The organism is Photobacterium sp. HL06, from assembly GCF_059552575.1.
The window spans coordinates 120,485-146,360 of record NZ_CM183914.1; the positions used below are offsets into that span (position 1 = coordinate 120,485).

A 25,876-nucleotide genomic window follows, 5' to 3' on the forward strand; every position below is an offset into this window, starting at 1 on the left:
ATCAGAACCTGATCTCGCTTCTCGCTTCTCGCTTCTCGCTTCTCGCTTCTCGCTTCTCGCTTTACATCATATGTTTGCGGCGAATGTCGAGCAGGGCAAAGATACCGAAGATCAGTATCGACCATTTTTCCCAGCGGCTCATGGTGATCTTGTCACCGAAGGCACCGATGAAGATCAGCATTTGCAGGCCGTGCATCATGAGCAGGAATCCCGTCATAATATACAGTGCTATGGCAGCAACGCCTGGGAAGGGGTGGAAAATATTAACCAGCAGTACCAGCCAGACAAATCCGATAGCGGCTTTTGCCAATACAATTAGCGCTTTCATGCTTCCTCTCTTTCAAATAACCGGTAACAAACCTGACCGGCTGTTTTTTCCTTGTGTAAATGCCAGTGGGCCGGCGTCTCGGGATCACCAAGCTCTTTTTCGGCTTCAATATAGATGATTGCATGGGGAGCTAACCAGCCATTGGTTTCCAGTAGCGTGATCACATCCTGTAGCAAATTCTTACGAAATGGTGGGTCGATAAAGACGATATCGAACGGTGTTCCTGGTTTGCTGAGGAAAGCCAGGCTATCCGTATTATGGATATGTGCATTGTCGGCACCGACCGTTACCCGGTTTTTTTCCAATTGTTCGGCGGCTTTTTTGTCCAGTTCGAGCATTGTCACACTTTGTGCCCCGCGCGATAAAGCTTCAAAGCTCAGGCTGCCGCTGCCGGTAAACAGATCTAGACAGTTAGCCTCATAGAGATTTTGAGCTAACCAGTTGAAAACTGTCTCTTTTACACGATCTGTCGTGGGTCTGAGGCCTTCAACATCATGGACTGGAAGTTTACGCCCGCGCCAGCGACCACTGATGATTCTTACGAACCCTTCCCGGCGGTTATTTGGCATATTTCGCCCTGATTGTTGCCTGCGTCTCGTCATAGATTTCTTCGACCGTTTAGAAAATGATAGTATACACCTGTTTTTAGGCTGCAAATTGTACCAATCAAGCTCTAGGATTTGCCAATGGCAGAAAAAAAGAAACGCGGATTATTTTCGTGGCTGGGTTTTGGTTCTGAAGAACAAACCGAGCAAACTGAACAAAACAAAGACCACCAAGAGGTGGAAGCAGAAGCTGGCGCATCCCAAACTGAACCCACTCAAGGTGAAGTAGCAGAAGCAAAAGCGAAGGAAGAAGCCGAAGCCCTCGCGGCTGTGAAAGCAGCGGAAGAGGCCGAAGCCCTGGCGGCTGTGAAAGCAGCAGAAGAGGCCGAAGCCCTGGCGGCTGCGAAAGCGGCAGAAGAGGCCGAAGCCTTGGCGGCTGCGAAAGCGGCAGAAGAGGCCGAAGCCCTGGCGGCTGCGAAAGCAGCAGAAGAGGCCGAAGCCCTGGCGGCTGCGAAAGCGGCAGAAGAGGCTGAAGCCCAGACTGTAGCGGAAGCAGAAAGCGCAGTGCAGGAGCAGGAAAAACCGAAGAGTGAAGGCTTCTTTGCCCGCCTGATGCGTGGTCTTAAGAAGACGAAAACCAACTTCGGCTCCGGCTTCTTTGGCCTGTTTAGTGGTAAAAAAATTGACGATGATTTATTCGAGGAGCTGGAAGAACAGCTGCTGATTGCTGATGTCGGTATGGATACCACACTGAAGATCATTGAAAACCTGACCGAAAAGGCTGGTCGCAAGGATCTAAAAGATGGCGAAGCCCTGTATGGCCTGCTTAAAGATGAGCTGGGTGAAATGCTGGAGAAAGTAGAACAACCCCTTGTGGTTGATACCAGCAAGAAGCCGTATGTGATCCTGATGGTTGGTGTCAACGGGGTAGGTAAAACCACCACGATTGGCAAGTTGGCCAAGCAGTTCCAGAGTGAAGGCAAGTCAGTGATGCTGGCTGCCGGTGACACCTTCCGTGCTGCTGCGGTTGAGCAGCTGCAGGTATGGGGCGAGCGTAATAACGTTCCCGTCGTTGCCCAGCATACTGGCGCAGACAGCGCATCGGTTATTTTTGATGCGATTGAATCGGCTAAGGCGCGTAATGTCGATGTGGTGATTGCCGATACGGCAGGCCGCCTGCAGAACAAAGGCAACCTGATGGAAGAGCTGCGCAAGATTGTGCGAGTGATGAAGAAGGTTGATCCGCAGGCACCCCATGAAATTATGCTGACGGTGGATGCCGGTACGGGCCAGAATGCGATCAGCCAGGCTAAATTGTTCAGTGAAGTGGCGCCGGTATCGGGCATCACGATCACCAAGCTGGACGGAACGGCGAAAGGTGGGGTGATCTTTGCCGTGGCCGATCAGTTCAATATTCCAATCCGTTACATTGGTATCGGTGAAGGTATTGATGATTTACGTCCGTTTGCGGCCAATGAGTTTATTGAAGCGCTGTTTAGTGACGAGGAATAAATCGTGATTCGGTTTCAGCAGGTAAGTAAGGCTTACCGCGGCGGGCGCCAAGCCCTGCAAAAAGTGGATTTTCATCTGCAACAGGCAGATATGGCTTTTTTGACCGGCCATTCCGGTGCGGGTAAGAGTACCCTGCTGAAACTGATCTGTGCGATTGAACGGCCGAGTGATGGCCAGATTTTCTTTAATGGTCATGAAATTACCCGAATTGATAATAAGCAGATCCCTTTTCTGCGCCGTAATATCGGGATTATTTTTCAGGATCATAAATTGCTGATGGATCGCAGTGTTTATGACAATGTTGCGATGCCATTGCGGATAGAACTTGCTTCGGAAAATGAGATCAAGCGGCGAGTGTCTGCTGCCTTGGATAAAGTCGGCCTGCTCGATAAGGCGCGTTGCCTACCGATGCAGCTCTCTGGCGGAGAGCAGCAGCGGGTGGGGATTGCCCGGGCGGTAGTGAACAAGCCACGGTTGTTGTTGGCTGATGAGCCAACGGGAAACTTAGATGCCGCACTGTCACATCAGGTGATGAGTCTGTTTGAGGAATTCAATCGGGTGGGCGTCAGTGTCCTGATGGCCACCCATGATACGTCTTTGCTCACGACCCATGACTATCGGCGCTTCGATCTTCATCAAGGGCATTTGAGGGAGGTAGCACGACGTGGCGCGTAAGCAAACAGGTTTCTTTGCCGTGCATCAGCAGCAATGCAAGGGGGCACTGGTCGAATTGATGCGGCGTCCGCTTGGCAACTTTCTGACCTTGGCGGTACTGGCTTTTGCGCTGACGCTGCCGGCCAGTTTCTACTTGCTGGCGAAGAATGTCACGCTGGTGGCCCAGGCCTGGCAAAATCCGACGCAGCTGACACTGTACCTGGAGCATGGCACCCCTGTGGCGGCTGCCAGCCAGTTCAGTGAGCAGTTGCAATCCTGGCCTGAAATTGAGTCGGTTAATTATATCTCCCCCCAGCAGGGCCTGGCGGATTTTCGTGAGCATGCCGGTTTTGACCAGGCGCTGACCCTGCTGGATGAAAACCCGCTTCCGGCCGTGGTTGTGGTGCGTCCGGCCACTGATTGGCAGGGCAGTAACAGGGCAATACAGCTGGCTGCCAAGATCCGTACCGAGCCGAGCGTCAATGAAGTCCGGCTTGATAGTGATTGGCTGCAGCGTTTGGCGGCAATCAAAGATCTAGCGGTTACCTTGGCCTTGTTGATGTCGGGCCTGATGCTGTTTGCCGTGTTCCTTATTGTCGGTAATACCTTGCGGCTTCAGGTGCAAAATCAGAAAGATGAAATTCAGGTAATGAAGCTGGTGGGCGCGACGGATAGTTTCATACTCCGTCCTTATCTCTATACCGGTGCCTGGTATGGGTTGATTGGCGGGACTGTGGCTTGGGTATTAACGGCTATCGTCACTATACTGCTTGATGGTGCGGTCGCTAAATTGGCGTCTCTATATGACAGCGGTTTTCGCCTGGTAGGTTTACGCTGGGATGAAACACTGATTTTGCTGATGATTGCATCGTTTCTTGGCCTGCTTGCAGCACGTTTATCTGCTGGCCGCCATTTGAAAGAAATTGAACCTATCTGACGTTTTTGAATCTATAAATGATGTAAATTACGCGACTCGCTTGCAAAGGTGCCTGTTTTCTGGGCATCATTGCAGGTTCAAGCAATTTCCCATTGGTACAAAAAACACACGAGGTTTGTTGAATGGCACAAGAGATGACTTCAATGGCTCTAGTTTCCGCAGATAGCCTGGATAGTTATATCCAGAGCGTCAACAGCTACCCAATGCTGTCGGTCGAGCAGGAACGCGAGTTAGCTGAGCGTCTGCATTATGATGGTGATATTAATTCGGCAAAAGGCCTGGTTATGTCCCATTTGCGTTTTGTCGTGCATGTTGCACGTGGCTATTCAGGCTACGGCCTACCAATGGCGGATTTGGTTCAGGAAGGTAACATTGGCCTGATGAAAGCGGTGAAGCGCTTTAACCCTGAAGTAGGGGTACGTCTGGTTTCTTTTGCTGTGCACTGGATCAAGGCTGAAATTCATGAATACGTACTGCGTAACTGGCGTATCGTGAAAGTGGCGACCACCAAGGCCCAGCGTAAGCTTTTCTTTAACCTGCGTAAGTCGAAAAAACGTCTTGGCTGGTTCAATAATGCCGAAGTGGAGATGGTTGCCGAGCAGCTAGGCGTTGATCCCAGCGAGGTCCGCGAGATGGAATCGCGTCTGGCAGCGCAAGATCCGGCTTTTGAAATGCCTTCTGAAGATGACGATCGAGATAGCGGTTATACCGCACCGGTGTATTTCCTGGAAGACAAGTCGTCTGATGTTGCACTGAGCTATGAAGAGAATAACTGGGAAGCACATGCAAACAACCGGTTGTCCCTCGCTCTAGGTAGCCTGGATGAACGTAGCCAGCATATTGTGCGATCCCGTTGGTTGGATGAGCAGAAGGCGACGCTGCAGGAGCTTGCTGATCATTATGGTGTTTCTGCAGAAAGGATCCGCCAGTTGGAGAAAAATGCGATGAAGAAGCTGAAAGAAGCGGTCGGAGAGACCATTTAAAGATCCTCGCAAATTATCCACAATGAAGAATATTAGAAAACCGGCCTAGAGCCGGTTTTTTTATGCTTGTTTTCTGAGATATACCTCACGTTTGTGAGTATAGCTGTGAATTATATTCACTCTTATCCACAGCTTTTGATCGGATCCGATCTACATATAGTGGATCCAGATTTCATAAAACACATTATCAACGCTATTCACAGCTTTTTCCACAGCTGGTGGTATTTTGATCAGTGAGCGGTTTGGGGAAAGGGGAGTGTCCTTGTTATGCCTTGTCATACCTGATATTAGTGCGGATTATCCATGGTGGGCAAAGCCCTACTTTCTGTGCGAGGTTGTGAGTAACTTTGTGGGGTACAATGTGCACCAGCGAGAATTGGACTGACATCTTGTAGCGGGATCCAAAATCGGATGATCGTCACGTTTTTGTGGGCCAGCAAGATCAAGCCATTATCGCGACTTGAATAATATAGCAGGCTATCGCTGCGGGTAGCCTGATCAGATAGAGAACGAGGCAGTCATGGAACAGTTTGAGCATATTTCGGTAGAGCAGGCATACACATTATTACAACAACCTGATTCAGAAGCCGTGCTGGTAGATATCCGTGATCCGCAATCTTTTGCTTTGTCACATCCGGAGTCTGCCTTCCACTTGACCAATGATACAATGGTTGAGTTCATGGACAAGGTTGATTTCGAGCAACCTGTTGTCGTGATGTGCTATCACGGTATTAGTAGCCAGGGTGCGGCACAATACTTGATTAATCAAGGTTATGAAACCGTGTATAGTCTTGATGGTGGTTTTGAGGCCTGGCGTCGCCAGGCGTATCCTTGTATTCAACGGGCATAGGCCTTCACGGAGTAATAGATGCATCGGTTAGCCGGATTAAACAACCCCCGCCAGGCACAGGCGTTTATCGACTATATGGCTTCGCGCGGGATTGCCCTGACATTGGCTCCAGAGCCGGAAGGGATGTTTGCTATCTGGCTGAAGGACTCACAGTATTTGGTGGAAGCACAGGCAGAGCTCAATCTGTTTTTGGCCAACCCGCAAGACCGTAAGTACCAGGCGGCTTCGTGGGATGTTGCTGAGTCACGGACGGCGAAATTTTATTATAGTAGCCCGAATTTGCTGGCGATCATCAAATCACAGGCTGGACCCTTTAGCCTGTCGGTGATGGTTGTCGCTATTGCTGTCTATGGGCTCTGGCTGTTTGGATTTCAGCAGCCGGTATTCAATGTGTTCCATTTTCCGGTGATGGATGGCGATCAGTGGCAGCTATGGCGTTTCTTTTCACATGCGCTGATCCATTTCTCTACCCTGCATATTCTCTTCAACTGTCTGTGGTGGTGGATCTTGGGCGGGCAGCTTGAGCGCCATAGTGGTAGCAGTAAACTGGTACAGGTATTCCTGATCTCGGCATTGATCTCCGGCTTTGCCCAGTTCTGGCTCCATGGGCCGAATTTTGGCGGCCTGTCCGGTGTGGTCTATGCGCTGATGGGTTATATCTGGTGGATGGGCTGGCTGGCGCCACAGCGCGGTTTGTCGATCCCCAAACCTTACGTTATTTTCATGCTGGCCTGGCTGGTACTTGGCTTCGCCCAGCCGCTTGGCATGTCGATCGCCAATATGGCGCATTTGTTTGGTTTAGTCAGCGGTTGTGCCCTGGCATTACTGGATGCGAAGTTGCGTCGTTAGGTAAAGCTACTTCCTATATAAAGGTGAATTGTCGTTTATCGAAGTTCACCTAATCTGTTGATTAGCTGGCAGACTTCAAATATTTGCGTAAAAATTAGAGCAAAAGCACCATTGGTGGAAATTAAATCTTCGTTTTTGATTCTTTTCACATTTTATTATCTTCATTCGAGCAATAATTTGCATATCTTGAGCGGTATTGGTTATTTTCGCTCGCCCTATATTGCGTTTACGCAAACCATCGCTAAAACAACAACAACAACTTTTTAAGGAACATCTTATGTTTGGCATCTTTAAACCCGCCTTGCATACGGAGCGTCTGTCCGATGGCCAGATTGATCCCGTCTACAAGCGACTACGTTGGCAGCTCTTTGTTGGTATTTTCTTTGGCTATGCCGGTTACTACCTAGTACGTAAGAACTTCAGTTTGGCCATGCCTTTTCTAATTGAAGAGTATGGTTACAGCCGGGGTGATTTGGGTGTGGCTCTGGCGGCTGTGTCCATTGCTTACGGTTTGTCTAAGTTCTTGATGGGTAGCGTATCGGATCGATCGAATCCGCGGTATTTCTTGGCGGCCGGCCTGACGATGTCAGCCTTGGTGATGTTGTGCTTCGGTTTCATGCCATGGGCAACCAGTAGTATTACAGCAATGTTCATTCTGCTGTTCCTGAACGGATGGTTCCAGGGTATGGGCTGGCCGGCCTGTGGGCGGACGATGGTGCACTGGTGGTCACGCAAAGAGCGTGGTGAAATTGTATCGGTCTGGAATGTTGCCCACAACGTGGGTGGTGGCCTGATCGGTCCGATGTTCCTGCTTGGGCTTTGGGCGTTCAATGACGACTGGCGTACAGCATTTTATGTGCCAGCATTCTTCGCCTTGCTGGTAGCGGCTTTCACCCTGTTGGCAATGCGTGATACACCGCAGTCTTGTGGTCTGCCATCGATTGAAGAACATAAAGATGATTACCCTGATAACTATGATGAATCACATGAGAAGGAGATGACAGCGAAGGAAATCTTCTTCAAGTATGTCTTCAACAATAAGCTATTGTGGTTCATTGCGATTGCGAATGCCTTTGTTTACCTGATCCGTTATGGGGTATTGGACTGGGCACCGGTTTATCTGAGTGAAGTAAAAGACTTTACGGTAGATAAATCATCTTGGGCCTACTTCCTGTATGAGTGGGCGGGTATCCCTGGCACATTATTGTGTGGTTGGATGTCAGATAAGTTCTTTAAGGGGCGTCGTGCACCGGCAGGGATCTTGTTTATGGCATTGGTAACGATCGCTGTGTTGGTGTACTGGTTCAACCCGGCAGGCAACCCAATGATCGACATGATGGCACTGGTTGCGATTGGCTTCCTGATCTACGGTCCGGTTATGCTGATTGGTTTGTATGCATTGGAGTTGGCTCCTAAGAAAGCGGCAGGTACTGCTGCAGGTCTAACTGGCTTGTTCGGATACCTTGGTGGTGCAGTCGCGGCAAACGCCGTTCTGGGCTACACCGTTGACCACTTCGGCTGGGATGGCGGCTTCATGGTACTGACTTCAGCCTGTGGTTTGTCGATCTTCTTCCTGACCTTGGCGTTGATCGGTGAAAGTAAGCTGCACAAAGAAGCTATCAGTGGCAGTGTAGAGCAAAATGCGTGATTGAGATCGCCATCATTGGCATCTTGGTAACGCTCTAGGTAATATGACAAGGCTTCGCATTCGCGGAGCCTTGTTGCAACTAGGAGCAGCGTTAGTCGTGAAGCAAAGCAAACGTCACCAGGAAATCATCGATCTCGTTAAAACCCAGGGCTACGTCAGCACTGACGATCTGGTTGAGCGTTTTAATGTCAGCCCGCAAACTATTCGTCGCGATCTCAATGAGTTGGCCGCCGATAATAAAATTCGCCGTCATCACGGTGGTGCGACGATCCCGTCAAGTTCGGTGAATACCTCATACAGTACCCGTAAAGTTATGCAGCTAGCCGAAAAAGATGGTATTGCCCAGGCCATGGTGCAGCATATCCCGGATGGTGCCACACTGTTTATCGATATCGGTACCACCCCAGAAGCAGTTGCCCGTGCTTTGCTTGACCATAGCGATCTACGTGTTGTAACCAACAACCTGAATGTGGCGAGTATCTTGACTGGCAAGGATGACTTCCGGGTGATCCTGGCTGGGGGGGAAGTTCGTAATCGCGATGGCGGCATTGTCGGGGAGGCTACCCTTGATTTTATCTCCCAGTTCCGGCTGGATTTCGGCATCATGGGGATCAGTGGGATTGATCTCGATGGTTCTTTGCTGGACTTCGATTATCACGAAGTGCGGGTGAAGCAGGCTATTATCGAAAATAGCCGTTGCGTCATGCTGGGGGTCGACCATACTAAATTTGGCCGTAATGCGATGGTCAATTTGGGTGACATCAGCCAAATTGATATGTTGTTCACTGATCAGAAGCCACCTGAAGAGTTGTCTAAGCGGTTGATAGAAAACGAAATTCATACTGAAATCATTGGTTAGTCATGTGTCTGTCAAAGTGACGGACCACAGACAACCTCCTCATTCGATAGTGAAACGGGCTGCCAGAAATGGTAGCCCGTTTTTTATCATTCTTGTTACCTGCTTCATATTTATGTAACAAATCGAAAATATAAATGATGATCTTAATCAAAATCTCGACTATGATGCTCGATAACGAACATAAGTGAGCGTTTTTGAACTTTTTTGGTTTCGAATGAGGTGTGGTATGAGGGTAGCAACAACTGAAGTATTGGATCTGATTGTCGTTGGTGGCGGGATTAACGGCGCAGGTATTGCTGCTGATGCAGCAGGGCGCGGGTTGCGTGTTGGGTTGTTTGAGGCCAGTGATTTTGCCTCTGCGACCTCATCGGCCAGCTCTAAGTTGATCCACGGAGGCTTGCGCTACCTCGAACATTACGAGTTTCGTTTAGTGGGCGAGGCACTGGCCGAGCGTGAAGTGCTGTTGCGTAAAATTCCTCATATTGCCCGTCCGATGCGCTTTCGCTTGCCACATCGTCCCCATCTTCGTCCGGCCTGGATGATCCGTGCCGGTCTGTTTCTCTATGATCATTTAGGTAAGCGTACTACGCTTCCGTCTAGCCAGGGGTTGAAGTTCGGTCAGGACTCGGTGCTGATACCGGAAATCACCAAGGGATTTGAATATTCTGACTGCTGGGTCGACGATGCACGTTTGGTGGTGCTGAATGCGATGGAAGTGGCTGCCAGCGGTGGGGAAGTACGCAATCGGTGCAAGGTTGAAAAAGCAGTACAAGAGGGTGAGCTTTGGCAGGTCACCATTCGCGATATGCTGACTGGTGAAACCTTTGAGCGTAAAGCACATGCTTTGGTCAATGCCGCCGGCCCGTGGGTGAAGGCGTTTTATGATCAGAGCCTGGAAGCACCATCACCGCGCAATATTCGATTAATCAAAGGCTCGCACATAGTGGTGCCACGCGTTCATGATCAGCCTCAGGCTTACATTCTGCAAAATGAAGATAGCCGGATTGTCTTTGTGATCCCCTACCTGGATCGTTTTTCTATTATTGGTACCACAGATGTGGAATATAAGGGTGATCCGCGCGAGGTGGCGATTGATGATAATGAAATTAATTACCTGCTGGATGTTTATAACAACCACTTTGTCCAGAAGTTGCAACGTGAGGATGTGGTCTGGACCTACAGTGGCGTAAGGCCGCTCTGTGATGATGAGTCGGATTCTCCGCAGGCTATTACCCGTGACTATACGCTGGAGCTGGAGCAGGAAGGCAGCCATCCGCCGTTGCTGTCAATATTCGGTGGTAAGTTGACGACATACCGTAAGCTAGCAGAAGCGGCAATGACCAAGCTGTCACCTTTCTTCCCTCAGATGGGCAAAAGCTGGACGGCTGATTCCTACCTGCCTGGCGGGGAAGCGGATTTTGATGGCCCGCAGTTGGCAACGAGCCTGCAGCAGCAGTGTCCATGGCTGACACGATTTACTGCCGAGCGATTGGCGACCAACTATGGTACCTATGCACTAAAGCTGCTCGACGGGATCAGTGCTGAAGCAGGTATGGGGCAGCACTTTGGTGAAGGCCTCTATGCCCGCGAGCTGGACTATCTGATAGAGCATGAGTTTGTGCAGGCTGCCGAAGATGCCCTATGGCGTCGCAGCAAGCTGGGCCTGTACCTGAACCCTGATCAGCAGAAGGCGGTTGCGGACTATATCTTGGCAAAGCGTCCCGTGCAGTCTGTTGCTGCAGCCTAAACAGTCGATATCGATAAGAAAAAAGGCGCTCATTGAGCGCCTTTTTTGATCTGGGTTACTACTGATATAGGTACTTGGTAAATAGCAACTCAGTGAGAATTCTCTGGTTGGTCTCCATGATCAGCAGCTCATTGACCTTATGGAGGCAGGCCTGACGGATTTCTTCCCGGCCGGCCAGGGACTTGATCCTAGCTTCTGGCTGCTGGCCGATAATGTTAATAATCGCATCTCGGATCAGCGGGGCATGGTGCTCGACCTGTTTAATTAAATCCGGATCGGACACCATCAAGTCGACTTGTAGTCGCAGGTAACCGATTTTTTTCCCCTGGGTGATGTAGTTGGTCGTGATGTCAGGCTCAAGGGTGTAATAAGTGTACTGTGGTGCAGCCATAGCCGCATCTTCTGCTAAGGCGTAAAGCGGTGTCAGCAGGGCAGCAAAAAATAGGGTGAAGCCTAAGATTGTCGGTTTCATTATTACACTCATGGATTTACAGCCTTTTCAGACAATGAATTGCGTTCTTTCGATCGTAACGATATTCGTACCCGTTACAGCTTGCTACAATAGTGTTTCCTTATGGTAATAAATTAACCGTATTCTACCAAGCTTTTGATGACTGTTTGGTGGGGTTTATATTAGAAAGATGTCGAAATTCAAGCAGTTGTACAAACCCTTGCTGGACCGTGCCCAGTGGCAGGCACCGGAAGAGACAGCCGTTGAAGGGACAGAGTTTGGGCATTGGTTGCTTGAACCGGATTCATTGTCGCGGCGCTTTCAGCGCCATTGCGACCATTTCACGGTGTCACTGATAGAGCAGTCAAAAATTAACAAGGCGCAATTATTGGCCGATGAACGGGCATTAATTGGTGATGTCGATTGCCTGTTGCGGAAAGTGGTGCTGATGGGGGATGGGATCCCTTGGGTGTTTGCCCGTACATTGATCCCATTGTCGACGTTGACTGGTCAGGAAAGTGATCTGGAGCAACTTGGTGAGATGCCACTGGGCTTTCGGGTCTTCACTGATCGCAGTGCCCGGCGTGATGCATTGGTGGTGGCCAATGTTAGCACTGGCGAGGACCCATTGTGGGCTCGGCGCTCAAGGTTATGGATAAATGAAAAGCCTCTGCTGGTGGCGGAGCTGTTTTTGGAAGATGCCCCGGTATATGCAAAGGAGAGTCAGAGTTGGAATTGAGCAAAGCAAAAGCATATTGGCAACTCGCGCGATTTGACCGCCCAATCGGCAGCTTGCTACTGCTTTGGCCTACGCTATGGGCGTTGTTCCTTGCGGCCGATGGCTTTCCAAACCCACAGGTACTGGTGGTCTTTGTGCTCGGGGTGATCTTTATGCGTGCGGCGGGGTGCGTGATCAATGACTTTGCCGATCGTAATTTTGATGGTCATGTAAAGCGTACGGCCCAGCGTCCGATGCCGTCGGGGAAAGTTTCTGAGCGAGAAGCCCTTGGCTTGTTTGGCTTCTTGGTTCTGGTCTCGTTTTTACTGGTGCTGACCATGAATACGCTGACTATCATGCTATCGGTTGTTGGCCTGCTGCTTGCTGCCGCCTACCCGTTTATGAAGCGCTATACCCACCTGCCTCAGTTGGTACTGGGAATGGCATTTGGCTGGTCAATCCCGATGGCCTACGCGGCACAGGCCAATGAACTCCCTGCAGCGGCTTGGTTGTTGTTTGTTGCCAATATTTTGTGGACCATTGCTTATGATACCCAATATGCAATGGTTGACCGTGATGATGATTTGAACGTTGGGATCAAGTCGACGGCTATCCTGTTTGGCCGCTTTGATAAGATTATTGTCGGCTTACTTCAGCTGTCGGCCCTGGTTGTTTTGATTGCGGTAGGTGCCATGCAGGGGCTGTCTCAGATTTATTTCTGGTTCTTGCTGTTATCGGCGGCCTTGTTTGTTTACCAGCAGATGTTGATCCGCAGCCGTGAGCGCGAACCGTGCTTCAAGGCATTCCTCAACAATAACTATGTTGGGATGTTGGTATGTATCGGTATTGCTGCCAGTGTTTGCCTAGGCTGATCGTTTATTCATTGAGAAGCGCCGCAAGGCGCTTTTTTTATACCCGTTTTCCGGGATAAAAGAAGGAAAGGTTTACGGCTGGTGAGGTTTTTGACTTTCTACCACCCAAAAGCTGTACAAGCTGTTGGGCAGAATAAGAGCATTATAATGGATTGATTGTTTTTGTTATTTAACAATACCTTATGTTTTGCGGCTTGTATTGTGCAGCTTTGTGAGCAATTGAGTTACAGTAGTCAAAAAGCTGTACAAGCTGTACATGAAAGGCTTGCCTCGGAAGCGAGTTATGCTTCGCTCCGGGTGTGCTCCGCTTCGAGACGTGAGAATTCATGCTTACAATGATTTGATAAATAAAAAAGCGAGAGCCGGCTATCGACTCTCGCTTTTTCGATTTTACAATCTGCGACGCTTCACGCTTCACGCTTCACGCTTCACGCGCTTGGCTCGAGCTCTTCAACTTTATCTTCCCGGTTCATCACAGCCTGGATGGTCAGCTTGACTTCCGGTGAGACCAAAGCTGCCAGCAAGTCAGCCAGGTTTTCAACCGGGCGGGAGACTGCATGGCATTCATCGTTTAAGTAGCCTTCGTTTCGCAGGGTTTTAACCAGTGTCGCAAACACGCCCTTGTCGAAGAATTCCGGCGCATTGATACCGTGCAGGCGGCTCAGGCGCTGGGCCATCATTTGACTTTGTTGTTCCAGATCGCTCTTCATTAGCTGCGGCTCGGATCGTAGCAGTGTCAATGCGATTGTGTAGCGCTGCAGGGTTTCCGAAATAGTACGTGCCAGTAGTTGCAGCGGGCCAATGCGGGCACTATTTAGCGCAATAGATTCACCGTCACTCAGTACCAGGCGTTGGTGAACCAGCTCGGCGATCTGGGCATCGATCACTGTGCTGAGCTCTTCCTTCTCGTAGCGCAGGAATAGCTCGGCTTTGAGGAACGGGTACAGCAACTCGACTTGCTGGTGGATCGCTTCAATACTCAAGCGCTGGTGCTGGACCACAATATGGGCGATCAGCGATGGCAGGGCAAACAGGTGGATAATGTTGTTGCGATAGTAAGTCATTAAGATCGATTGCTGGCGGTCAAGGGAGACGATATCCCCCAGGCTGTCACGCTCGACAATGAATTTATCCATCTGCATCGCATGCTTAACCAAGGTGGCCGCATCTTCTTCAGGCATGGTGCACTGGCCTGAATAAGGTACGTTGCGCAGTAGTTGCAGGTAGCAGTCGATTTGTTGCTCCAGCTCTTCGCGGCTCAGAGCACGCTGACGAGCCGAGAGTAGGGCCAGAGCACATAGGGTCAGGGCGTTGGTGGCAGCAGCATCATTGATGTGGGTCATCATCTTGTTTGCCAGATCATTTACCACCGGGCTTAGCCACTGCGGGCGTTGCGGTTCAATCGGATCGATGTCCTTGTGCCACTCAGGGACAGTGTCGTTGAGGTAGTGATTTAGCGAAATTGGCTCACCAAAGTTCACATAGCCCTGACCGAGGTTGCGCAGTTTGCGCAGGGTACGCAGTACCTGGCCGACATTCTCTTTTTCTTTGCGTTTGCCGCGTAGCTCCTTGGCGTAGGTAGCGACTTCCATCACATGCTCGTAGCCGATATAGACCGGTACCAGGGTAACCGGGCGGTTCAGGCCGCGCAGCATCGCCTGAATGGTCATCGACAGCATCCCGGTTTTGGCTGGAAGCAAGCGACCGGTACGGGATCGGCCGCCTTCACTGAAGTATTCGACGGAATAGCCCTTGGCAAACAGCTCTGCCAGGTATTCGCGGAAAACCGTGGAATATAGGCGGTTGCCTTTAAAGCTACGGCGAATAAAGAAGGCACCGCCACGGCGGAAAAGAGGCCCTGCCGGGAAGAAGTTAAGGTTGATACCGGCTGCGATATGCGGGGGGACCAGGCCTTCACGATACAGAACGTAAGACAGCAGCAGGTAGTCCATGTGGCTACGGTGGCAAGGTACATAGACTATTTCGTGTCCATCCTGGGCCAGCTTACGTACGCGCTGGGCATTATGGATGTTCAGTCCCTGGTAGAGCTTATTCCATAGCCAGCCAAGAAAGCGCTCGCCGCGCTTGATCAGTGAATAGGAGAAGTCAGCCGCAATCTCTTCCATCATATCAATGGCTTCTTTGCGTACTTTCTCGATGGGAACATCTCGGCTCTGGGCTTCTTCCGCGACCACCTTTTCAATGGCCTTGGAGGCTAGCAGGCGCTTGAATAACGCCTGGCGCTCTGGCAGTTTAGGGCCGGAAGCCGCAAGCTGCTGGCGCGAGAAGTGGATTTTGGCCACGCGTGCCAGCTTGTGGGCGATAGAGTCATCGGTTCCGTGGTTATCGGCCATATAACGTAGCGAAACCGGGGTGCTCAGGCGCACCATGCAGTCTCGGCCCCGGGCTAAAATGGTGAAGAATTTTTCAGGACCATTGAGCGGACGAAGCACCGGTTTGTGGTTTTCTTCCTTGCCGGGCTTTCGGCCCCACAAAATGGCAGCTGGAATGACCTGGAGATCGAGTTCGGTATCGTGCTTATGTTGCTCGAGTAGAGCGGTGAACAGATCAAGAGACTCTTGCGGGAGCTCGCCATCTGAACCGAACACGCTTGGACCGTCGGATACATATACGTAGCGCACATATGGCTTGCCATCGATTTCCAATGGTGACAGCGGATCAGGCAGTCCCAGCTCTTGGGTACTGCTGCGCAATGTCATCAGATCGGTGTTAGAGCGAAACGGGAGAATATAGATAATCGGTCGTTCTAAATCTAGTTCCAGATCGGCGACCGGATCAGAGGGTATTGAATGGGTTTTAACCAGCAGAGAAAGCGGCAAATTCAATAGTTTTTGATAGATTTTCTGCCAACTTGACATATCTTTTACTAGCCTCGAATTCTTAATGCGAGGCAAGGATAGCAGAAAATGCGTGTGGTTTTGCAGCGAAATACCACATACTTGCGGTTAAATATCATTTTGAATGATATTTTGTACTAACTCATTGTTCTTGTGCTGCATATTAATTGTTCATCTAATATTTATGGGAATTTATGCTACCAATTGGTATTGGCTGGCACTTAACATCTCCAACTAATGGTATCGAACTGTGCATGCATTTGTTGCGGATGATAGGAAAATTGCTCTTTTCGTAAACAATTGTCTTTTCAACTTTGTTAACACTGGATATACTCACAGTGAACTGTATAAAAAGACAGGGTGAATCATGAAGCCGTTAACGCCGCGCCAACAAGAAGTCTTTGATTTGATCAAAGCAAAAATTGAAGATTCTGGAATGCCGCCAACACGTGCTGAAATAGCCCGTGAACTAGGATTCCGATCCGCCAATGCTGCCGAAGAGCACCTCAAAGCATTGGCACGTAAAGAAGTGATTGAGATTATTCCGGGAGCCTCCCGCGGGATCCGCCTGCTTATCAATGATGATGCAGGCGATCAAGGTTTGCCGTTGATTGGTCAGGTGGCTGCCGGTGAGCCGATCCTGGCTCAGGAGCATGTCGAGACTCACTATGAAGTGGATCCGGCACTGTTTAAGCCTCGTGCTGATTTCCTGCTCCGGGTCAATGGCATGAGTATGAAAGATATCGGTATCATGGATGGTGATTTACTGGCTGTCCATAAAACCCAGGATGTCCACAATGGCCAGGTGGTCGTTGCCCGTGTTGAGGATGATGTCACCGTGAAGCGCCTTGAGAAAAAAGGCTCTCAGGTGTTGCTGCATGCGGAAAATGAAGAGTTTGCCCCTATTGTGGTTGACTTGAACCATCAGCACTTATCGATTGAAGGTATTGCCGTCGGTGTGATCCGCAACGCCGACTGGATGTAATCTCTGGTTCGTCGGTGGCTAAGCCGATAGGCCCCCACCTTTGTAGCCTTGCAAAAGGTCTGTACATTTTTTGTGTGGAATGTTTTGCAAAAGTTAATGATAGTCATTATCATCTCATCATGATCAGATGGAGGTGATAATGACCAATTCTTCCCGCTACCACATACCTACAGCCTTGCTGCAGCCTTTATGGCTGCGTAGTCGCGAGAGCCTGGAGGATGATGGCCTGATCTATGATCCCGTTGCTGCCGCTGCATGCAGCCAGTGCTACCTCAAGCCTGACTGTTTGTCGGGCAATGTGACAGAGCGCCAGTTGCTCCATGCAACCTTGACCCTGCAGTGTGATCGCCAAGTCCAGCAATTTTTACGCCGCCACCCTAACGGTTGGATCATCAATGTCGGTGCCGGCCTCGATACCCGCTTTTATCGCCTCGATAATGGCCGCTGCCGCTGGTTCGAGCTTGATACCGATGAAAACCTACTGTGGCGAGAACGCCTGTTTCACCGTAGCGAGCGCTATACGATGCGATCTGGCTCGGTGACTGATCTATCCTGGCTCAAGTCGCTACCGGTGATGACCAATGCGCCGGTACTGCTGCTGTGTGATCAGGCTCTGCTGCAATGCAATAGCAGTGAGCTGGCCCATTTCATCCAGCGTATTGGTTGCCACTTTAGCCAGATTGAGGCGTGCCTGGTGATTGCTGGCGATCGCTGCGGCTCGGCGATCGCAACCAAAATGGGGGCAGGCGATTACCGTCACGGCTATAAAGATCCGGTACAGCAGGTGTTGAACTGGTTACCCTGGGCCGAGTTGGTTAGCAGCCACAGCCCATTAGATCATCACTGTACCCGTTGGCATACCTGGCAGCGTTGGATTGCCAAAATTCCCAGTTTAAAATATCGTCTAACGCCGGTGCTTGTGCATATCCGGCTGTAGTTTCCCTGCGCCCCTGTTTTTACTCCTTACCTTTATTAGTTCTCCAGCCTTAATGTTCCTTTAAGGTGTTTCTTTTTTTCTGGTCAATTTATTGCTCATTTTTTCGATCCTGTCCTAAGTTAAATGTAAATAAAGTGTTAATCGCGCTAGCACTAATTTGCTCATGATTAGAGGGAAAGGTGCTTATATTGACCTGCTCTTGAAGTAAATCAGGAAGACGGAAAGGAGGGATCCGGGTGAAGAATCGCCAATTGATCTGGGGAGTGCTGGTTGCGGCTTTGACGCTGCCTGTGGCTGCCGAAACGGAAACAATGCGCTTGAACATGACGGAGGGAGTCACTGACGTCAGCCAGCGTGTATTTGATCTTCATATGACCATTCTCTATATCTGCGTCGTGATCGGCATTGTGGTATTTGGGGTAATGTTTTGGGCCATTATTCATCATCGCAAATCCAAAGGGGCTGTGGCGGCCTCCTTCCATGAAAGTACCAAGGTCGAGATCCTCTGGACCATTATTCCCTTCGTTATTCTTATTCTGATGGCAATTCCGGCCACCAATACACTGCTGGCAATGGAAGATTCCTCAGAATCTGACATCACGATTCAGATCACCGGTTCGCAGTGGAAATGGCATTACAGCTATTTTGACGAAGATGTTGAGTTTTATTCACATTTGGCGACAACAACAGCTCAAATCGAAAACCGACGTGATAAACGTGACAATTATTTGCTGGAAGTAGACAGGCCCCTGGTATTACCGATCGGGCAGAAGGTGCGCTTTTTGATCACTTCGCAGGATGTGATCCATTCTTGGTGGGTGCCGGATTTTGCAGTCAAGAAAGATGCCAACCCGGGCTTTATCAATGAGGCCTGGACCCGGATAGACAAACCAGGCATTTACCGTGGACAGTGTGCTGAACTGTGCGGCAAGGATCATGGTTTTATGCCAATCGTGGTGATTGCCAAGCCACAGGCAGAGTACGACCAGTGGCTACAGGCGACCAAGGTTACCCAGCAGCAAGCCTACGAAGAAGAGCAACGCCTGCTGGCGATGCAGATGTCGATGGATGAGCTAATGGAGTTGGGCGAGCAGGTATACAACACGCGCTGTGCGATGTGTCATCAGGTGAATGGCCAGGGTATACCGGGAGCCTTTCCGGCATTGGCTGGGATAGGGGTATCGATTGAGCCGGCGAAGAAGCTCGAACATATCAGTGTCGTGGTGCATGGCCGGAATGGGACTGCTATGCAGGCGTTTGGTCCCCAGCTTAGCCTGAAACAGCTGGCGGCGGTGATTACTTATGAGCGCAATGCCTGGGGAAATAATACGGGTGAAACGGTTCAGGCGGCAGAAGTGCAGGCTGTTCTCGATGGTGAAGAGCTTTAAGGGAGATTGGGATAATGACGGATATGCTGCGTGAACAGGCTGAGATCGAAGAAACCCGGGCTAAAAAAAACCAGGCTAAAAAAATCCAGACTGAAGAAGTCCAGGTTCATCACGACGATCACCAGAGTGGGCTAAAACGCTGGCTGTTTACGACTAACCATAAAGACATCGGCTCGCTGTACCTGATGTTTAGCTTCGCCATGTTCTTGGTGGGTGGGGCGATGGCCATGGTGATCCGCGCCGAGTTGTTTCAACCGGGACTGCAGCTGGTCGATCCTAACTTTTTCAACCAGATGACGACTGTTCATGGCCTGATCATGGTTTTTGGTGCGGTTATGCCAGCCTTTACCGGTTTGGCTAACTGGATGATCCCGATGATGATTGGGGCGCCGGATATGGCACTGCCACGGATGAACAACTGGAGCTTCTGGATCCTGCCTTTTGCCTTTACCCTCCTGCTGGCCTCGCTGTTTATGGAAGGTGGCGGTCCTAATTTTGGTTGGACTTTTTATGCGCCGCTATCGACGACATTCAGCCCGGCAAGCACTGGCCTGTTCGTATTCTCGATCCATATCATGGGGATCAGCTCTATCATGGGGGCAATCAATGTGATTGTGACCATCGTTAACCTCCGTGCGCCGGGGATGACTTACATGAAGATGCCGCTATTTGCCTGGACCTGGCTGATCACTGCGTTTCTGCTGATCGCCGTGATGCCGGTACTGGCCGGGGCGGTGACCATGGTGCTGACCGACAAGTATTTCGGTACCAGTTTCTTTGATGCCGCAGGCGGCGGGGATCCGGTGATGTTCCAGCATATCTTCTGGTTTTTCGGTCACCCGGAAGTCTACATCATGATTTTGCCGAGTTTCGGTATTATTTCGGCGATTGTCCCTGCATTTTCCCGCAAGAAGCTGTTTGGTTATAGCTCAATGGTGTATGCCACGGCCTCGATTGCCGGTTTGAGCTTTTTGGTGTGGGCACACCATATGTTTACCACCGGCATGCCGGTCGCCGCTGAGCTGTTCTTTATGTACTGCACCATGCTGATCTCGGTACCGACCGGGGTCAAGGTGTTCAACTGGGTGGCGACCATGTGGCGCGGCTCGCTGACGTTTGAAGTGCCGATGTTGTTTGCCATTGCCTTTATTGTGCTGTTTACCATCGGCGGGTTTTCCGGCCTGATGCTGGCGATCACCCCGGCGGACTTCCAGTACCACGATACCTATTTTGTGGTGGCCCATTTCCACTATGTGCTGGTATCGGGCGCTATTTTCTCGATTATGGCGGCAGCGTATTACTGGCTGCCTAAATGGACCGGATATATGTTCGATGAAAAGCTGGCGAAATGGCATTTTTGGTGCTCGATTGTTTCGGTCAATATCCTGTTCTTCCCGATGCATTTCCTCGGCCTGGCTGGAATGCCGCGCCGGATCCCTGACTATGCCTTGCAGTTTGCGGACATTAATGCCGTGGTGAGTATCGGGGGTTTTTTGTTCGGCCTGTCTCAGTTGATCTTCTTGTGGGTGGTGATCAAATGTGTCCGCGGTGGCAAGAAGGCAGCGGCCAAGCCATGGGACGGGGCTGAAGGACTGGAGTGGACGGTGGCCTCGCCGGCACCCCATCATACTTTCTCTACCCCACCGAAGATTGATTAGGAGGCAGTCTTATGAGCAAGCCGTCTGAGCCGTTGCAGGCAAAACGCGACAAGCAACGTTCGCTTTGGTCCCTAGTCGGGCTGGCAGTGGCTATGTTTGGCTTTGCCTTTGCACTTGTCCCTCTCTATGACGTGTTCTGCGATATTACCGGCATTAACGGTAAGACTGCAGATACGCCAACGGTTAGCAGCCAGAACATCGATACCCAGCGTCAGGTGACGGTTGAGTTTGTTGCTTATATTAACCCGGGAATGAAGTGGACCTTTGAGCCGGAGGTACGGCGGGTTGTCGTGCATCCCGGCCAAACCCAGACCATCAACTATGCGGCGCGTAACCTGACTCGCAGTGCAAGCGTTGGCCAGGCTGTTCCTTCGGTCTCCCCGGGACTCGGTGCCCGCTACTTTAACAAAATTGAATGCTTTTGCTTTAACCGTCAGCCGCTGGAGGCAGGGGAGTCGGCACAGCTGCCCCTTGTGTTCTATGTGGATCCGGAACTGCCGGAAGATATTAACACCCTGACGTTGGCATACACCTTATATAACGCCCAGCCGCCTGCCACGGCACAAACGCAATGAGGTTGAAAGATGGCGAATCCATACACTGAACATGATCAATCGATAAAAGTGCCGCATGAGCATTATTATGTGCCGGAAGCTAGTATCTGGCCCATTGTCGGCGCCATTGCCCTGTTTCTGATCGCCCTTGGCGCAGGTGCCACGGTAGGCGAGCTATTTAACGGACAGGGACCATGGATTTTATTATCCGGTGTCGGCCTGCTGCTGCTGATGCTGATTGGCTGGTTCCGGGATGTCATTCAAGAATCGATGAGCGGGCTTTACAGCCGTCAGATGGACCGCTCATTCAAGCAAGGCATGAGCTGGTTTATTTTTTCGGAAGTGATGTTCTTTGCCGCTTTTTTCGGGGCCTTGTTTTACGCCCGTATGATTGCCATTCCCTGGCTCGGTGGGGCTGGAAACAATGCCATGACCCATGCGGTGCTGTGGCCGGAATTTATTGCCCAGTGGCCGTTGGTGATGACACCGGGCGGAACGGAAACCCAGGCCATGGGAGCATTGGGGCTGCCGCTATACAACACCATGATCCTGCTGATCTCTTCGGTAACGGTCCATATTGCCCATACGGCCCTAGAGCAGAACAACCGGCCACGGCTCACACTGTTTTTGTTACTGACCGTCTTGCTGGGTTCATTGTTTGTGTATCTTCAAGGGGTTGAGTACATCCACGCTTATCAGGATATGGGGCTGACACTGGATTCCGGTATTTACGGCAATACTTTTTACCTGCTTACCGGTTTTCACGGCCTGCATGTGACCTTGGGAACCTTGATTCTGTTTATTGTCTGGTTGCGGGTATTAAGAGGGCACTTCTCGCCTGAGAAGCATTTTGCCTTTCAGGCCGGAGCCTGGTATTGGCACTTTGTCGATGTTGTGTGGCTCGGGCTGTTTGTCTTCGTCTATATACTCTGAGAAGCGAGAAGCGAGAAGCGAGAAGCGAGAAGCAAGGGGAATAAGGCCGATGTTCTTTCTCCGTCTCCCCTCATCTTAGCGTTCAGTATGGCCTTGGATTCGGGGTGATGTAACCGCTGGCTACTGCGATCAGCAGTAGGACGAAGACGATAACGGAAATCAGGACTCGTCGGCCGAGGTAGCGGGTCATGGGTTGACTGCTCTGGCCTTTGAGCATCGCGGGCAGGGCACGGAACAGGTTCAAGATAATAAAGATCAGCAGGCAGACAATAAGGGCTTTTAGCAGCATAGGCACTCCAACAGATCACAGGTGAGCATGCGAAGGATCGGTTTCATACTTTTTACTGTGGCGGTACTGGTGACATTGGTCAAGCTTGGCCTGTGGCAAATGTCGCGAGCACAGGATAAAGAGATGCTGAATTCGGCGCTAAAGTACCGCAGCGAGCAGATGTATTACAGTTTGGCCAGCTTACCCAGTGATCCACGCTGGTACAGCCTAACCTTGCATGGTGAGTTTGATCATAGCAAGGCGGTGCTGCTGGATAACCAGCTCTACCGTGGTCGGCCGGGCTATCACGTGCTGTACCCGTTTTCGGCTGATAAGGGCTGGGTGCTGGTTAACCTCGGTTGGATCGCGGCGCCTGATTACCGGGACCAAACGCCCGTGTTGCCTGAACACCATGGGGAGTTGCGGATTTCAGGGGTGATAGCTCCTCCTTCATTACTGCTGGAGCTGAGTTCAGTGCCGCTGGGCTCTGATTGGCCGCTACGAGTACAGAACCTACATATCGACAAGTTGAGCGAGAAAATGGCACTGCCGCTTAGGCCATGGGTGTTGCAGATAAACCCTGAAAACCCGGTTGCCTTGCAACAAACATGGACACCGGTTGTTGTGGGACCCCAGAAACATTATGCCTATGCAGCGCAGTGGTTTTTGATGGCAGTCGCAATAAGTGGGCTAGCGGTTTGGTGGTTGAAACGGAGCAAGGTATGAAGATACACGGAACGTTGTTGTTGCTACTCAGTGCGTTTTTGTTGCCTGTGGTGCTGGCCAAGCTAGTACTGGATTTGAACTGGTATCAGGGAGGTGTGACCAACCGCGGCGAGTTGCTGTCCACCCCCTTGGCATCTGATTGGCTTAGTCAAAATGGTAAGTGGCAGCTGGTGTACCTGATGCCGGATGAGTGCGATGAGCTGTGTGTTGGTGCTCTGTTTAACCTTCGCCAGATCCCACAGGCTGTCGGTGCTGAGCAGGATAGAGTGGGCAGTGTACTGCTGGTCGCGGAGGCTGATTTTCCCCGTTTGTCGGCTGAGGCCGACAAGCAGGTACAGGGTGTGGAGCAGAGACTTGTGCCGGCGCATGTGGTGGAGCAGCTACGAACATTGGAATATGGCGCCAAGGCGATTTATATCGCCGATCCCCTAGGCAATGTCATGATGGCCTATCCTTTAGTCAAAGGACAAACCGCCATTCTCGCTCAGGGCAAGGATGTACTGCGTGATCTGAAGCGGCTGTTGAAAGTGTCTAAAATTGGCTAAGGAGGGCCTATGCGGTTGTTTAGCTTCAAATACCTTGTTTACCTAACCTTTCTGCTATCCCTCTGTGTGATTGCTCTCGGTGCCTATACCCGGCTGACGGAAGCTGGACTTGGCTGCCCGGACTGGCCCGGGTGTTATGGTTTTGCCACCGTACCGCAAACCAGTGAGCAACAGCTCCAGGCGCAGGCTATGTTTCCCGATAGCCCGGTTGAAGCAGACAAAGCGTGGAATGAAATGTTCCATCGCTATGCCGCTGGTACGTTGGGGGGGCTCATTGCCATCATCAACTTGGTTGCCTGGCGCCGCAGGAATACCCCGCGGGGCCTACCCGCTTTGCTGCTAGGGACGGTAGTTTTTCAGGCCGTGCTCGGAATGTGGACTGTCACCATGGCCCTGATGCCCGTGGTGGTGATGGGGCACTTGTTGGGGGGCTTTACCACCGCAGCCCTGTTGCTCCTGCTTGCGTTGAGGGTACGCCGCCGTGAAGCCCGTATTGTCAGTCAGATTTACCGGCCATCCTCTTCCCATTCATTGTCAGGTGCCTCATTGCTGGCCGCCGCTGCATTGGCTGTCACGGTAGGGCAGGTGGCGCTGGGTGGCTGGACAGCCGCAAACTACGCTGCTGCTGTTTGTACCCAGTTACCTATTTGCGAAGTGGACTGGCAGCAGCATTTTGAGTTGTCAGCATTTAATCCGATCCAGCCTGAGCATGATAGCTATCAATATGGGGTCCTGAATTTTCCTCAGCGGGTGTCTATCCATGTTGCCCACCGGCTGGGTGCGGCTATCACGACCTTGGTGCTGCTGGTACTGATATGGCGGCTATGGCAGTCCGCGGTACTGCGGCGTTTGGCGGTGGCGGTGGGTGGCGTACTCCTTATCCAGCTGTCGTTGGGGATCACCAATATTGTGGCCAGTTTGCCACTCATGGTGGCGGTTGGGCATAACCTGGTAGGCGCGGTGTTGCTACTAACATTGGTTGCCACAAACTATCACATCTACAGTTGCCGGACGCCGTTACGGAGTCAATGGAATAGTGCAAGGGAGGGCTGAAATCATGGCTAAATTACAGGTGGCTGGTAATGCCAGCATCAGAACAGCCAACTATCGCCAGCGGGTCTGGCAGGATTACCTGACCATGACCAAACCCAAGGTGGTGGCGATGTTACTGCTGACCGCCTTGGTCGGTATGTGCCTGGCCGTTCCGGGTATTCCGCCAGTAAAGGCGGTGGTGCTCGGGCTTGCCGGGATCGGGTTACAGTCAGCCGCCGCGGCCGCATTTAACCATGTGCTGGATCGCCGTTTTGATGCCCAAATGGCGCGAACCCATCATCGCCCGCTCGCCAAGGGACGGGTGGCAACCTACAAGGCCGTGATATTTGCATCAGCCCTGATGGTGGTCGGTTTTGTTTTGCTGTGGCAACTGAATGCACTGACAGCATGGCTGACCTTCGCTAGCTTGGTGGGGTATGCCGTGGTCTACACGGTGTGGCTGAAACATGCCACACCGCAGAATATCGTGATTGGCGGCCTGGCAGGGGCTGCGCCGCCGTTGCTCGGCTGGACAGCCGTTACCGGCCAGTTTGAACCGCATGCCCTGCTGCTGGTGATGCTGGTATTTACCTGGACACCACCGCATTTTTGGGCCTTGGCGATCCATCGCCGGGATGATTATGCCAAGGCTGGGATCCCGATGTTGCCTGTGACCCATGGGATAGAATTTACCAAAACCATGGTATTGCTCTATACCGTCATGTTGGCACTGGTTGGCCTGCTACCCTGGCTCACCGGAATGAGCGGCGGGCTATATCTGGTTGGAAGCGGCTTGCTGAACCTCGGCTTTATCGGTTATGCCGTCAAGTTGAAGTTTGCCGATGTTCCCGGCCATGCATGGGCCACGTTTAAATACTCAATTTGGCACTTGCTGGCCTTGTTCGTGGTATTGCTTGTCGATCACTGGCTGCTGGCTTGGTGGTGAGTAGACGTTCGGGCAACCTCTTTTAGCCAATTATCCAGTTAACGCTTTTGCTGGCTTTTGTCACCGCCAGCAAGTCGCTACACTGTGGACCTT

General features: G+C 51.2%; 26 protein-coding genes. 21 read left to right on the plus strand and 5 right to left on the minus strand.

The window, feature by feature from the left end; all coding sequences use genetic code 11:
* Nucleotides 1–61 precede the first annotated feature (61 nt).
* Entirely contained in the window at nt 62–328 is a 267-nt protein-coding gene (locus AC51G0_RS00545; RefSeq protein ID WP_496300241.1) for a DUF1145 domain-containing protein, read from the minus strand.
* Nucleotides 325–930, minus strand: a complete 606-nt coding sequence (gene rsmD, locus AC51G0_RS00550; protein WP_496300242.1) for a 16S rRNA (guanine(966)-N(2))-methyltransferase RsmD — start codon at nt 928–930, stop codon at nt 325–327. Before rsmD ends, AC51G0_RS00545 begins: the two co-directional genes overlap by 4 nt.
* Nucleotides 931–1,014: 84 nt before the next feature.
* Between rsmD and ftsY the strand changes: the two genes are divergently transcribed.
* The 9 genes from ftsY (at nt 1,015) to glpD (ending at nt 10,912) form a co-directional block, all read left to right on the plus strand.
* Nucleotides 1,015–2,385 (plus strand): signal recognition particle-docking protein FtsY, encoded by a 1,371-nt coding sequence (gene ftsY / locus AC51G0_RS00555; protein WP_496300243.1) that lies wholly within the window; start codon nt 1,015–1,017, stop codon nt 2,383–2,385.
* A 3-nt stretch (nt 2,386–2,388) separates the two neighbouring features.
* Nucleotides 2,389–3,060 carry a cell division ATP-binding protein FtsE gene (ftsE, locus tag AC51G0_RS00560; protein WP_496300244.1) on the plus strand — a complete coding sequence of 224 codons (672 nt, stop codon included), beginning with the start codon at nt 2,389–2,391 and terminating at the stop codon, nt 3,058–3,060.
* Nucleotides 3,050–3,976 (plus strand): permease-like cell division protein FtsX, encoded by a 927-nt coding sequence (gene ftsX / locus AC51G0_RS00565; RefSeq protein WP_496300245.1) that lies wholly within the window; start codon nt 3,050–3,052, stop codon nt 3,974–3,976. Before ftsE ends, ftsX begins: the two co-directional genes overlap by 11 nt.
* A 122-nt stretch (nt 3,977–4,098) precedes the next feature.
* Nucleotides 4,099–4,959: an RNA polymerase sigma factor RpoH gene (gene rpoH, locus AC51G0_RS00570; RefSeq protein ID WP_496300246.1), complete on the plus strand. Its 861-nt coding sequence runs from the start codon at nt 4,099–4,101 to the stop codon at nt 4,957–4,959.
* Between the two features lie 520 nt (nt 4,960–5,479).
* Nucleotides 5,480–5,809 carry a thiosulfate sulfurtransferase GlpE gene (glpE, locus tag AC51G0_RS00575; RefSeq protein ID WP_496300247.1) on the plus strand — a complete coding sequence of 110 codons (330 nt, stop codon included), beginning with the start codon at nt 5,480–5,482 and terminating at the stop codon, nt 5,807–5,809.
* Nucleotides 5,810–5,827: 18 nt separating this feature from the next.
* Nucleotides 5,828–6,658, plus strand: coding sequence for a rhomboid family intramembrane serine protease GlpG (gene glpG, locus AC51G0_RS00580; protein WP_496300248.1), 831 nt, complete (start codon nt 5,828–5,830; stop codon nt 6,656–6,658).
* Nucleotides 6,659–6,935: 277 nt separating this feature from the next.
* Nucleotides 6,936–8,306 (plus strand): glycerol-3-phosphate transporter, encoded by a 1,371-nt coding sequence (glpT, locus tag AC51G0_RS00585; protein ID WP_496300249.1) that lies wholly within the window; start codon nt 6,936–6,938, stop codon nt 8,304–8,306.
* Nucleotides 8,307–8,403: 97 nt separating this feature from the next.
* Complete coding sequence (locus AC51G0_RS00590) at nt 8,404–9,165, plus strand: DeoR/GlpR family transcriptional regulator (protein ID WP_496300250.1); 762 nt, start codon at nt 8,404–8,406, stop codon at nt 9,163–9,165.
* Between the two features lie 226 nt (nt 9,166–9,391).
* Nucleotides 9,392–10,912, plus strand: a complete 1,521-nt coding sequence (gene glpD, locus AC51G0_RS00595) for a glycerol-3-phosphate dehydrogenase (protein ID WP_496300251.1) — start codon at nt 9,392–9,394, stop codon at nt 10,910–10,912.
* Nucleotides 10,913–10,970: 58 nt separating this feature from the next.
* Here the strand turns inward: glpD and AC51G0_RS00600 are convergent, their stop codons facing one another.
* A complete protein-coding gene (locus AC51G0_RS00600) occupies nt 10,971–11,384 on the minus strand; it encodes a flagellar basal body-associated protein FliL (RefSeq protein WP_496300252.1) in 414 nt (137 codons plus the stop codon).
* Nucleotides 11,385–11,553: 169 nt separating this feature from the next.
* Here AC51G0_RS00600 and AC51G0_RS00605 point away from each other — a divergent pair, with 169 nt between their 5' ends.
* Nucleotides 11,554–12,102 carry a chorismate--pyruvate lyase family protein gene (locus AC51G0_RS00605; protein ID WP_496300253.1) on the plus strand — a complete coding sequence of 183 codons (549 nt, stop codon included), beginning with the start codon at nt 11,554–11,556 and terminating at the stop codon, nt 12,100–12,102.
* Nucleotides 12,093–12,953 (plus strand): 4-hydroxybenzoate octaprenyltransferase, encoded by an 861-nt coding sequence (ubiA, locus tag AC51G0_RS00610; RefSeq protein WP_496300254.1) that lies wholly within the window; start codon nt 12,093–12,095, stop codon nt 12,951–12,953. The genes AC51G0_RS00605 and ubiA overlap by 10 nt, the downstream gene beginning before the upstream one ends.
* 428 nt (nt 12,954–13,381) lie before the next feature.
* Here the strand turns inward: ubiA and plsB are convergent, their stop codons facing one another.
* Nucleotides 13,382–15,832 (minus strand): glycerol-3-phosphate 1-O-acyltransferase PlsB, encoded by a 2,451-nt coding sequence (plsB, locus tag AC51G0_RS00615; protein WP_496300255.1) that lies wholly within the window; start codon nt 15,830–15,832, stop codon nt 13,382–13,384.
* Nucleotides 15,833–16,178: 346 nt separating this feature from the next.
* Here plsB and lexA point away from each other — a divergent pair, with 346 nt between their 5' ends.
* The 6 genes from lexA to AC51G0_RS00645 all read left to right on the plus strand — a co-directional run bounded on the left by lexA (nt 16,179) and on the right by AC51G0_RS00645 (nt 22,266).
* Nucleotides 16,179–16,796 (plus strand): transcriptional repressor LexA, encoded by a 618-nt coding sequence (gene lexA / locus AC51G0_RS00620; protein ID WP_496300256.1) that lies wholly within the window; start codon nt 16,179–16,181, stop codon nt 16,794–16,796.
* Nucleotides 16,797–16,935: 139 nt separating this feature from the next.
* Nucleotides 16,936–17,733, plus strand: a complete 798-nt coding sequence (locus AC51G0_RS00625) for a class I SAM-dependent methyltransferase (RefSeq protein ID WP_496300257.1) — start codon at nt 16,936–16,938, stop codon at nt 17,731–17,733.
* Between the two features lie 236 nt (nt 17,734–17,969).
* On the plus strand, nt 17,970–19,121 hold the full coding sequence (coxB, locus tag AC51G0_RS00630; protein ID WP_496300258.1) for a cytochrome c oxidase subunit II: 1,152 nt from the start codon (nt 17,970–17,972) through the stop codon (nt 19,119–19,121).
* A 14-nt stretch (nt 19,122–19,135) separates the two neighbouring features.
* Nucleotides 19,136–20,779 carry a cytochrome c oxidase subunit I gene (ctaD, locus tag AC51G0_RS00635; RefSeq protein ID WP_496300259.1) on the plus strand — a complete coding sequence of 548 codons (1,644 nt, stop codon included), beginning with the start codon at nt 19,136–19,138 and terminating at the stop codon, nt 20,777–20,779.
* A gap of 11 nt (nt 20,780–20,790) precedes the next feature.
* Complete coding sequence (locus tag AC51G0_RS00640) at nt 20,791–21,354, plus strand: cytochrome c oxidase assembly protein (protein WP_496300260.1); 564 nt, start codon at nt 20,791–20,793, stop codon at nt 21,352–21,354.
* A gap of 9 nt (nt 21,355–21,363) precedes the next feature.
* Nucleotides 21,364–22,266 carry a cytochrome c oxidase subunit 3 gene (locus AC51G0_RS00645; protein WP_496300261.1) on the plus strand — a complete coding sequence of 301 codons (903 nt, stop codon included), beginning with the start codon at nt 21,364–21,366 and terminating at the stop codon, nt 22,264–22,266.
* Between the two features lie 82 nt (nt 22,267–22,348).
* Here the strand turns inward: AC51G0_RS00645 and AC51G0_RS00650 are convergent, their stop codons facing one another.
* Nucleotides 22,349–22,555, minus strand: coding sequence for a DUF2909 domain-containing protein (locus tag AC51G0_RS00650; RefSeq protein WP_496300262.1), 207 nt, complete (start codon nt 22,553–22,555; stop codon nt 22,349–22,351).
* Between the two features lie 27 nt (nt 22,556–22,582).
* On the opposite strand from AC51G0_RS00650, the gene AC51G0_RS00655 reads away from it, so the two are divergent.
* The 4 genes from AC51G0_RS00655 to cyoE are packed head-to-tail and all read left to right on the plus strand — an operon-like array spanning nt 22,583 to nt 25,783.
* On the plus strand, nt 22,583–23,260 hold the full coding sequence (locus AC51G0_RS00655; RefSeq protein ID WP_496300263.1) for an SURF1 family protein: 678 nt from the start codon (nt 22,583–22,585) through the stop codon (nt 23,258–23,260).
* A complete protein-coding gene (locus AC51G0_RS00660; protein WP_496300264.1) occupies nt 23,257–23,805 on the plus strand; it encodes a redox-active disulfide-containing membrane protein in 549 nt (182 codons plus the stop codon). Before AC51G0_RS00655 ends, AC51G0_RS00660 begins: the two co-directional genes overlap by 4 nt.
* Nucleotides 23,806–23,814: 9 nt before the next feature.
* Nucleotides 23,815–24,858 (plus strand): COX15/CtaA family protein, encoded by a 1,044-nt coding sequence (locus AC51G0_RS00665; protein WP_496300265.1) that lies wholly within the window; start codon nt 23,815–23,817, stop codon nt 24,856–24,858.
* Between the two features lie 4 nt (nt 24,859–24,862).
* Nucleotides 24,863–25,783, plus strand: coding sequence for a heme o synthase (gene cyoE / locus AC51G0_RS00670; protein WP_496300266.1), 921 nt, complete (start codon nt 24,863–24,865; stop codon nt 25,781–25,783).
* The last annotated feature ends 93 nt before the right edge of the window (nt 25,784–25,876 follow it).